The sequence below is a fragment of the Plectonema radiosum NIES-515 genome, assembly GCF_025753815.1.
Lineage (GTDB): Bacteria > Cyanobacteriota > Cyanobacteriia > Cyanobacteriales > Nostocaceae > Hassallia > Hassallia radiosum_A.
In genome coordinates this window covers 1-9,836 of the sequence record NZ_JAOWRF010000119.1, presented here as the reverse complement: position 1 = coordinate 9,836, position 9,836 = coordinate 1, and the positions used below count along the sequence as shown (strand labels likewise).

Annotated in this window: 8 protein-coding genes and 1 pseudogene; 5 read left to right on the top strand and 4 right to left on the bottom strand. The window is 43.0% G+C overall.

Annotation, left to right across the window (positions count from 1 at the left end):
- Positions 1-140: 140 nt before the first annotated feature.
- From OGM63_RS08090 to OGM63_RS29530, 4 genes and pseudogenes are all read left to right on the top strand, one after another.
- Positions 141-275: pseudogene (locus OGM63_RS08090) on the top strand (ATP-binding protein); the annotation flags it as partial.
- Positions 276-454: 179 nt separating this feature from the next.
- A complete protein-coding gene (locus OGM63_RS08085; RefSeq protein ID WP_263745004.1) occupies positions 455-1,963 on the top strand; it encodes a metal-dependent hydrolase family protein in 1,509 nt (502 codons plus the stop codon).
- A gap of 31 nt (positions 1,964-1,994) precedes the next feature.
- A complete protein-coding gene (locus OGM63_RS08080; RefSeq protein WP_263745003.1) occupies positions 1,995-2,204 on the top strand; it encodes a hypothetical protein in 210 nt (69 codons plus the stop codon).
- Positions 2,205-2,266: 62 nt separating this feature from the next.
- A complete protein-coding gene (locus OGM63_RS29530) occupies positions 2,267-2,545 on the top strand; it encodes a helix-turn-helix domain-containing protein (protein ID WP_318528424.1) in 279 nt (92 codons plus the stop codon).
- A gap of 104 nt (positions 2,546-2,649) precedes the next feature.
- On the opposite strand, the gene OGM63_RS08070 is transcribed toward OGM63_RS29530, so the two are convergent.
- Positions 2,650-4,065, bottom strand: a complete 1,416-nt coding sequence (locus OGM63_RS08070) for an LCP family protein (protein ID WP_263745002.1) — start codon at positions 4,063-4,065, stop codon at positions 2,650-2,652.
- Between the two features lie 278 nt (positions 4,066-4,343).
- Complete coding sequence (locus OGM63_RS08065; RefSeq protein ID WP_263745001.1) at positions 4,344-4,775, bottom strand: hypothetical protein; 432 nt, start codon at positions 4,773-4,775, stop codon at positions 4,344-4,346.
- 109 nt (positions 4,776-4,884) lie between these two features.
- On the opposite strand from OGM63_RS08065, the gene OGM63_RS08060 reads away from it, so the two are divergent.
- Positions 4,885-6,063, top strand: a complete 1,179-nt coding sequence (locus OGM63_RS08060; RefSeq protein ID WP_263744999.1) for an AI-2E family transporter — start codon at positions 4,885-4,887, stop codon at positions 6,061-6,063.
- Positions 6,064-6,087: 24 nt separating this feature from the next.
- Here OGM63_RS08060 and OGM63_RS08055 read toward each other — a convergent pair whose 3' ends face one another.
- Together OGM63_RS08055 and OGM63_RS08050 are read right to left on the bottom strand one after the other, a co-directional pair.
- Positions 6,088-7,410 (bottom strand): serpin family protein, encoded by a 1,323-nt coding sequence (locus tag OGM63_RS08055; RefSeq protein ID WP_263744998.1) that lies wholly within the window; start codon positions 7,408-7,410, stop codon positions 6,088-6,090.
- A 773-nt stretch (positions 7,411-8,183) separates the two neighbouring features.
- Entirely contained in the window at positions 8,184-9,776 is a 1,593-nt protein-coding gene (locus OGM63_RS08050; RefSeq protein WP_263744997.1) for a S8 family serine peptidase, read from the bottom strand.
- Positions 9,777-9,836 lie beyond the last annotated feature (60 nt).

The window sequence follows — 9,836 nt, the reverse complement described above, 5'->3', positions numbered from 1 at the left end:
GGCAGTCGTTTTAAACGCGGATGGCTAAACCGTGTCTGGGCGTTAAGGGTTCTGGAGCCGACTCCACCCGTTGAAACGTCAACTAAAGATTGAATGTCTACGGATGTCCATGATTTAGATAGCAGGATTCCCGACACAAGAGACGAACGGGGTTAGGACTTGCCATTTGTAAGAGTATTGTTCAACAGCACCAGGGACAGATTTGGGTATATAGTGTGTTGGGCGCAGGAAGCACCTTTTATTTTACCCTACCAGTTCAGCATGAAGCAGTATAGCAAAACACCGTTGGCAGTACAATAATTAAGATAATCAGAAATTTTGTCCATCTCATATATTTCTTATATTTTTCCCCTAGCCTCTGATTGTTTAGTTGCGATCGCGAAGCGCTGCTGCAAGTAGATCGCGAATGTGACTTTTATCAGACACTCAAATCTACCAATGAGGAGATACGCCCATGAGATTTTTTTATCGAGTTATATTAGGGGCTTTAATGCTAGCCCTTATGGGAATGGGACTCACGCCACAAGTAGCCCATGCTCAAATAAAGGGATGTCCTGTTCCTTTAATAGGAAATCTAGAGCCACCTCCACCTCCACCTGATGGCGTACTTTTTCAAAATGTTCGTATTTTCAACGGACTCACTGATGGACTTTCTGGCAAGTCAGATGTTTTGGTGATCGAGAACAAAATCAATAAGATTTCCTTAACTAGCATTGACCTAACAAAGCTACCAGAGATTGAACTAGAAAATGGTAATAAGCTCGATCCGAAAAATGTCGAAACTATTAATGGCAATGGTCTTGTGATGATGCCCGGTCTGATTGATAACCATGTACACATCTACATGAGCGCCAACCCACAAGAGGGAAAAAATGGATTACTCAACCTGGATACTAATCCTCAAATCCTTGAATCCAAGGCTCAGGCAGAAGCAAAGAACATTTTGCTGCGCGGCTTCACGGCAGTTCGAGATATGGGTGGTCCAGTGTTTCCTCTCAAACAATTAATTGATCTGGAGTGTACTCCAGGTCCGCGTATCTATCCCAGTGGTGCCACGATTTCCCAGACATCGGGACATGGCGACTTTGGGGACTATTACGCGCGACCCCGCCGGTTTGGTGGCAAGTTGTCTCGTGCAGAGGATCTGAGGGCTACCATTATCGCCGATGGCAGAGACGAAGTGCTGACAGCCACCCGCGAAAATCTCCGGTTAGGTGCTTCCCAGATCAAACTCATGGCTGGGGGCGGAGCTGCCTCCTTGTACGACCCACTGGATGTGGCAGAGTATACCCTGGACGAAATTAAGGCAGCGGTGGAGGCGGCTGACGATTGGGGAACCTATGTCACAGTCCATGCCTATACCCCTAAAGCGGTTCGACGAGCAATTACCGCAGGTGTCAAATGCATCGAGCATGGGCAATTGCTGGACGAGGAGACTATGCAACTACTCGCAAAGAAGGGTATTTGGCTCAGTCTTCAAACCCTTGAACCGGCACCTGGAGATACCGAGCCACTTGTGATAGAGAAGAAGCGGCAAGTGATCGATGGTACTGATAAGGCTTTCACATGGGCTAAGAAGTACAATGTCAATCTAGCCTGGGGCACAGATTTTATCTTTAATCCCGGTAGTACGTACAAGCAAAACAGCTTCATCCCCAAGTTGAAGACCTGGCTTTCAAACTTTGAGGCACTCAAGCTAGTTACCCACGACAACGCTCAGTTGCTGGCTTTATCGGGTCCGCGCAACCCATACCCAGGAGAATTGGGTGTGATTAAGGAGGGTGCATACGCCGACTTGCTGCTGGTAAAGGGTAATCCGTTAGATGATCTCTCAGTACTGGGGAACGACGAGGATAACAAGAATAACTTTCAAGTCATCATGAAAGACGGGAATATCTACAAGAATTGCCTCAGTCAGCCCATGACAAATGGTTGTGTTGTTCCGTTGCCATTAATTCCCTAACTCAATACAGAAATCCGAGGAAATAATCGTCATGTTTCCCTTTGAATCATTGTTTTGCCCTTGTTGTACTCCAGCCATGTTGCATACGCTGGCTCAATCCGATCTGACTCGCATCCCCCAGCAGATGCTCTGGTTAGGAACGGGAACAGTGTCTGCGGCGATCAGACGGCGTCAACAAAAGCCGCGATCGCTAGTTGACAGCATTCCCGACCCGATAGCTAATGATGCCCGCGATCGCTAGTTGACAGCAAGACCTTTCAAACTCACAGCCCAAGGTTCGCGCTACACCAGATACGCCCCATTTTGGAGCGTATCTGGTTCTACTCGACTTCGCCAGCAGTATCATTAACTACGCAAGAACCAAATATTGCACCACAAATTAATCCAGAAAATAGGAAAATCAGATTAAAGGCAGTAAAGATGCGACTCGCCTACCAGTACCGTATACGACCAACCAAGCAACAAATAGCCACTTTTGAACACTGGCTAGAATTGTGCCGTCGTCAGTATAACTATCGGCTTGCAGAACGGTTTAACTGGAGGGATTTTGGATTAACATCTTACACCAAGCTGCTATTTTAAATCAATGAACTTCGCCCGGTACAAGATGTTAACATGCTAACGTGAGTAAGTATGCTTATAGAATGTATAAACATACTCGGTCATTAATTAATAAGCAAGAAAAATTAACGTTGAGGAGACACTTCCACAGGATTCCTTTCTTGCAACCAATCCTTACCTAGCTGTATAGTGACATCAGAGGCGAGATTCCCAGTACTTTCTACTCGCACTTCCCCAAATCCTAAAGAGTTGCGAATGGATTCGGCGCTGTTACCGTCTCCTTGTTGGGCGACGATGTGTGTAACTTCTAGAGGTTCACCCCAAGGCTTAGATACATAAATATTGCGATAGCCAGCTTTTTCAAGGCTTCTAATTAAAGGTCGCATTTTTGAGCGATCGCCACCAGTGCTATCCTGAATTGCGATTCGCAAAGAACCTGGGTCAGTGGATTGTTGCTCATGTGGGGCATTCACATCAAAATTTTCAGCCATCATCGCGGCAATGCGATCGCGGTTTGGCAACCAATAGCTAGCATCAAATTCGTTCTTTTCGCTAAAGCGACCGGGTACCATCAACATTTGCATATTCGAGCGATTTGTTCGCGCTCCATAACCGACTAGGGCTAACAACTCTTCAACGGTTAAGTTGGTGTCAATATGCTCTTTAACTACGTCGAGAACTTTAGGCAATTGAGCTAGTGTAGTTGGGTTGAGGCTTTGATCCATCAATGCCCGCATCACCATTTGCTGACGCTGAATCCGACCAATATCGCCATTTTCATCATGACGAAAGCGCAATAGTTGTAAAGCTTGATTGCCATTTAAATGCTGCTTACCAGCTTTCAAGTTGATATACAAGTGCTGAGAATCATCTTGGTACTTCATATCTTTGGGGACGTAAACCGTCACCCCTCCCAAGGCATCGATTAGCTTACCAACTCCCAAAACGTTAATTCGGATATAGCGATCGATTCCCACGCCGTCCAAGAGATTACTGACGGTTTTCGCTGTTAAAGCTGGACCGCCGTGAGTATTTGCCGCATTAATTTTTTTAATCCCATACCCTTCTATCTCTGTACGGGTATCTCTAGGAACAGAAAGCATAACTAATTTTTTCTTCTCTGGATCGAATTTGATCAAGAGCATCACATCCGCAAGACCATCAAAGGAATTGACTTGAGGCAAGTACTTGAGATTTTTAGTTTCAGCGGGAGCGTTTTGAGTATCTGGGGGGAGTACGCTCATTCCCATAACTAATATGTTGACAGGCCGAGTTAATTGAGAGAATCGCAGTCCTTGTCCGGAGATGCGATCGCTATCAAAAACTGCCGCTTCTTGGGGACTTAAAGAAGCTTGCATCAATGGTGTACTCGTTAAAGACACTGCCAATAGCGCTCCTGCGGTGGCTGATACCATCGCAATACCGCTCATCCCCACCCAAAACCACAGCCACCGTCCTGATTTGGAATTTTTAGAATTATTATTATTTGAATTCGAGGGGTTTGTATGGTCTTCTTGCGCCGAAGTTCTTTGAATGGTCACGGACTTCCTCACACTTACTGATAAAATTCGGTAAATTTGTTACTTCAAAGCCGACAAATTAACCCATAATAGCTAACCCTTAATATCAGTGTTAACTTTTTGATCTTTAGTGTTAACCAAAACACTTATAGCAGTATTTCTCCTTCTTTTCGGCAAATCCGGAGACGTTTTCTTGAAGTATGGCAACATTAAACCAGATTTGACTAGACCTGTTTGTAAAGAATGTATAGTTCGGAAAAATATCCGTGAAAATACGGAATAATGCCTTTCATCCTAAATTAAGACAAATATTTATGAATAATTCGGTTGGCAAAACTACTAAACCCTGCTAAACGATTAGATTTGCCTTGAACTGTACGAACAATTAACCAAACGCTAACCAAAAAGTAACCAGAGGTGAGAAAGCTATTGAGGAGCAGTAGACGCAAGCTGAAAAATTCTCCGGTTGCCGCTCCCGTTCCTAATAAGGTATACCCCAAAAGCCAGGTAAGTGCCACAGTAATTGACAGACGACTAACATTCAGTTGTTCCCGACTACCTCGACGACGATAAAGAGTCCACAAGGAGGGGAAAAACCCGATGACGGGAACTAAATATAAAATTAACGGCAAGGGAGAAATATTGGCATCCTCATTGGGGATGAAAAATAAGGCTGATTTTTCTTGACATAGGGGCACAGATGATGAGTCATTTGGTTGATTATTATTCATTTGGGTGAGTGTAATCCTAAACTAGAGAGATGTATGTCGGTCGTGTAGTCAGAGATAATAAGTTTTAAAGAATGATTTAATTTAGTTTTATCCCGCAATCGGCTGTGATATGCAGACACGCAAGCTTCTTAACTGGTGGCAAACATTAACACCAATAGCGCGAATCGGTGCGATCGCGCTATTGGCACCACTAATCGTCCTTAATGGTTGGGCAATTTCGGCAATCTTTAATTACTTTCACTCTTTGATAGTTATTTTAGTCGCAGCCTCAGTTTTAGCCTTTCTGCTTAACTATCCTGTGAGTTGGATAGAGCGTCAAGGTGGCAGACGGGAGCAAGTTGCTATTTTAGTGTTTTTACTTGCCTTGTCGATTTTGTTGGCATTGGGTCTGACGCTGATACCTTTAGCTTTGACGCAAGCGCAGCAACTAGTTACGCGTTTACCTGAGTTAATTGACTCTGGACGCTCTCAGTTAATGCTGTTGAATGAAAAAGCAGATAGTTTTGGTTTCCCAATTAATCTCGAAGCTTTGGTAGTACAAATCAACGATCGCGTCAAGGGACAATTACAAGCGATCGCTTCACAAGTCCTGAATCTAGCTGTAGTTACCCTCACTAGTCTGCTAGACTTTCTCTTGACAATGGTTTTGACTTTCTATCTCTTGCAGCATGGCGATGAACTCTGGCACAGTTTGGTAGATTGGTTGCCGATCAAATTCCGAGAGCCTTTTTCTAACACAATACGCCTTAGCTTTCAAAATTTCTTTATTACTCAGTTGATTATCTCAACTTGTATGGCTTCAGCCCTCATACCGACTTTTCTCTGGCTGAAAGTGCCATTTGGTTTGCTGTTTGGCTTAACTATTGGCATTATGGCTCTCATCCCCTACGGAGGTTCTGTAGGTATCGCCTTAACTACCTTACTCGTAGCTTTACAAGATTTCTCCATCGGAGTGAGAGCGTTGATTGCAGCCGTAATTGTACAACAAATTCTGGAAAACTTGATTGCTCCGCGAATTTTGGGAAATTTTACTGGTTTAAATCCGGTTTGGCTGCTAGTTTCGGTTTTGACCGGCGCTAGAGTCGGTGGATTGCTAGGTGTAATTTTAGCAGTTCCAAGTGCAGTTGTAATTAAAACGGCTTTAAGCGCTCTGCGTCCTCGTATTGGTAGCGATAGTATAGAAGAGGTAAATGCACTTGCAGCTCAAGAAGACAGCTCAAAACCGGAGTCAAAAAATCCTTTAAGCGTATCCAAAACCACATTGCCTGAAGCTAGTCAGCCTAACTGAAAATTCACATAATGCGTGAATTTCCTACTGTGGCTCCACAATTGAACCCATAAATAAAACGCTACCTGTTTGATTATCCCTTACCGCACAGAAAAACGGACGGTCAACAATCATCCGAAATGGCTTTGGTTTCTCGATCGCTGATGTTGCTACTATCTCCCCAGAAGTCGCTGCTGCTGCTTCTGTACCTTCTTCATTTACCTCAACAAAGGTTTTATGTTTAACTTGGCTGATGGTGAGATTTTTACCCATAGCGGAAAAATTGGCTTTACTGCTGAAAGCTTCTCCCATGCCTAAATTGCTCAGGGCATCGTTGAGAGTAATGTCATAATTGATTTTGAACCGGGGCAAGCGAACAAATCCTTCTTGTTCGCTGAATTGAGTCATCCATTTTTGCCAGTTGTCAGAATTTAAGTTTTCATAAAAGGCTTTTGAGTTATTCTGTTTCGGTAAAAAGACATAAAAGCTGATTTTACCGTCTTTGCCGTAAGGTAAACTCACTGCTTGAAATTGTTCATTTTCTAAGTATCTGTAGTCACCCGTTTGCGACATCATCGGGTGTTTTTTTGGCTTGTCAGATGCTACGTAAAAGGGATATTCAGCGGTTTGTTTTTGATCAAATTCGTTCTTCCAGTTACCTTTGAAGTAGATGGCGTTAATTAGAAATAATACTTGCGAAGGTTCAATTTTCTCGACTATTTTGTTGATTTTGCCGCGTGTATTATCATTTACCCAAGTGTTGATTACACCTGAAGAACGAGAGTCTTTAAAGTCTAAATTCGCGACTTTAGCTTTGTAAAAATCTTTGTTTCTTTGGATGAATTCGGATTTGAAGCTAGTATCTTTGTTCGCCCAAAGTGAGTTAGTAATTGTTAGTTGCACTTTCGGGTCTGTATTTTCTAGAAGTGTTTTTAAAGCGGCGTTAGAGGAGTTGATATCTTCTAAACTTATGCCTTGTAACTCTAACGCTTTCGCCATTGCTTGTTGGGTAGAACCACTCGCACCATTGTAAGTCATGGCAAGTGCGATCGCTACACTAGAAGGCGAAATAAAAATGTTATCTTTGCTATCCTTTTTCCAAATTTCGGAAAACAGTTTTAAACCGAATTTTGTATTAGCCGCAACGACTTTTGTATCAGGTTTGACTGTTTTTTTAGTTGATGGTGATTCTGAATTCGGTAAGGGAGATTTAGCTAGCACACTTGTGCTGTCGTTGACCTGAGAACAGCCTAATACACCCATCAGCATAACTCCTGCTGCTGCCAGAACATAACGTCTACCCAAACGGACACCGTACCGTCTTTGTAGAAAATTTTCTTTAACACTATTAAATTTTTGTCGATGCATTTTTCTACCTCGCTTGCCAAATATTTTTTGTAAGCTGTCTATCAAGATTGACCATTATTTATGTGTCAAATGTTAACTATCGCATTAAAAAGAATAAAAATATAGAGCGGTTACAGTTTTGGTAACAGCTAAGTAAGTTATAGGAATTAAAGACAACTTGTAAGTTCTGCAACTTGTTAGTTGCTGATGAAAGCGACAATGCAGATTTCTGGTCAATCAGCTTTATTTTTATTAATTTTATGCTTTTTATCAGTTGTATTTTAAAATACGAAATGACAAAAAAGACAAGTTTTTTTAGTTGGCGGTAATAAATAAATCTGATAATGGTGTTATGCTTTGTTGGCTTTGTATTCATGAGCCAGCAATTTTCTGATGAATTTGATGTCTGCTCCCCAAATAGGGGACAGGGGATAGGGGACTGGGGAATAAAAAAAAGAATTATGAGCGATGTCCAATTCCCATTGCCCATTAGACATCGACCGCTATGCTTATTATGCGTTGCCCGAACCCTTGATTAGACGTAGCACTTGGTAGTCTCTACGTCTCTACGTCTTTTATGGAGATATCTATTAGACATCTCCATAAATTAATTATGCGTTAACCAAAACCCTTGTATAGACGCGAAATTTCGCGTCTATACATTCTTTTTCGGAGATATCTATTAGACAACCTATTTGAAAATGAACTATGCGTTGTCCAGAACCCTTGTATAGACGCGATCGGCTGATGTCTCTACATTGTTTCCGGAAATGTCTATTGCCCCTTTCCCCTTCCTATTTACTAGATACACCCCACCAAGCTAGAGCGAAAGGCTGAACAGATGCGTTTACCTTTTTCTGAAATTGGACGCGGATTTTGTAATTGCCAGTAGCCGGAACAGGGCAGAAGATGTGTTCTACACTATCAACAGCGCTAATGGACGAGCAAACCACACCTGAGTTAGAATCTGACGCATCGGCTTTGACTAAATACAAATTGAGATTGTTTAAACCGCGATCGCGAAAATTCTCACCCACATCATATAATCCGTTTTTATTTGCATCCTCTAGCTCTACCACCCGATCCCAAGCGAGAGTGACAGCAACAAAACTGCCTTGCACTAACGGTTTAGAATAGGTATAATCCACAGATGCCCCAGCATCCAATGTCCGATAATCCCAACCAATTGCAGGGACGGCAGCAGATGGACTCCATTGACCAAGGCTGAATTGCTGGTACGCACGAAATGCATTTAAATGACCCGCTCCCATTTCCGGATCGAGGGGAATTTTTCCATCTCTATAAGCCTCTGATGCCAACCAGTCGTGATTTTGTTTATCAATAAGCGTCCGGCTCATTCCCAACCGCAAACCATTACCAGTATCTTTAATTTTGTCTGCGGAATTTAGCAATACAGCTTTCATCACTTCATGGCGGCGAGAGGCTATACTCCAATTAGGTTGTTTTGTCCGGAGTTGTTTGTCACCAAATTCCTGCAACAACGCAACAGTACCGATAACGTGAGGTGCTGCAAAACTTGTACCCGTGACTTTGTTGACTTTGCCATCTGGATTGAACAAAGGAATATTACTCCCAGGAGCAACTAAACTAATAGAAGGACGCCCATCAAGATTAAACTCCTTTCCTGCGAGCCTAGTTGCAACTCCTTCGTTAGCAGCAGCCAAATTGGAAACATCAACTTTATTAAAAATATTTCCTTTGCGAGAAGAAAAAGCGACGTTGATTGCATTAAAATTGTCTGTAGGAATAGGAATGCCCCCTTTACCTTGGTTGCCAGCGATCGCATACACAACATCATGAACTCGACTAGACCAGTCAATACATAATGTTAGTAAAGCGTTACCGTCTAAAGTCGCTTCCGGTCGCGGATCGCGGGTGAGAGGTTCACCAAAACTGAAGTTAATCGCGCGGATATCACCACCATTTTGCATGGCTATGTGCTGCGCCGATAAACACTCTTCTGGCTGACCCATGTTTTTCGTCGAACCCACCGCAGATGAATACAGCCGCGCTCCTGGAGCTATACCCGGTAAGGCTTTGTCTCGACTGACCATCACACCAGCCACATTGTAAGCGTGGGGGTCAACACCATTATTTGATTTAGCAGGTCCATTGCGTAAAAATACTCCAGCTAAGGATACTGCTGTATTTTTAGACACCGCTTTGTCCCAGCCAAACTTTCCCGGACGCCCAATTTCTACTTGACCAATGGCAATCTTGCGACCATTTAAGTTATATGGAGCTTTTTGTAGTCTCAGAGCATCAATACCGTTAGTGCCGATGGAAGTAACTATAGCAGCGAGTGCCGGCGCACCGAAACAAGAAGCACTCAATCCCCAAATTATCCAAGTAAGTTTTTTAACCATTGCCAATAGTTAGTTGTTAGTTGTTAGTTGTTAGTTGTTAGTTGATGGGGGGATGGGGAG

What these genes read in the sequence shown, in the direction of transcription:
- OGM63_RS08085 (WP_263745004.1), top strand. Translation starts at nt 455, where the DNA reads ATGAGATTTTTTTATCGAGTTATATTAGGGGCTTTAATGCTAGCCCTT.
- OGM63_RS08080 (WP_263745003.1), top strand. Translation starts at nt 1,995, where the DNA reads ATGTTTCCCTTTGAATCATTGTTTTGCCCTTGTTGTACTCCAGCCATG.
- OGM63_RS08065 (WP_263745001.1), bottom strand. Translation starts at nt 4,775, where the DNA reads ATGAATAATAATCAACCAAATGACTCATCATCTGTGCCCCTATGTCAA.
- OGM63_RS08060 (WP_263744999.1), top strand. Translation starts at nt 4,885, where the DNA reads ATGCAGACACGCAAGCTTCTTAACTGGTGGCAAACATTAACACCAATA.
- OGM63_RS08055 (WP_263744998.1), bottom strand. Translation starts at nt 7,410, where the DNA reads ATGCATCGACAAAAATTTAATAGTGTTAAAGAAAATTTTCTACAAAGA.
- OGM63_RS08050 (WP_263744997.1), bottom strand. Translation starts at nt 9,776, where the DNA reads ATGGTTAAAAAACTTACTTGGATAATTTGGGGATTGAGTGCTTCTTGT.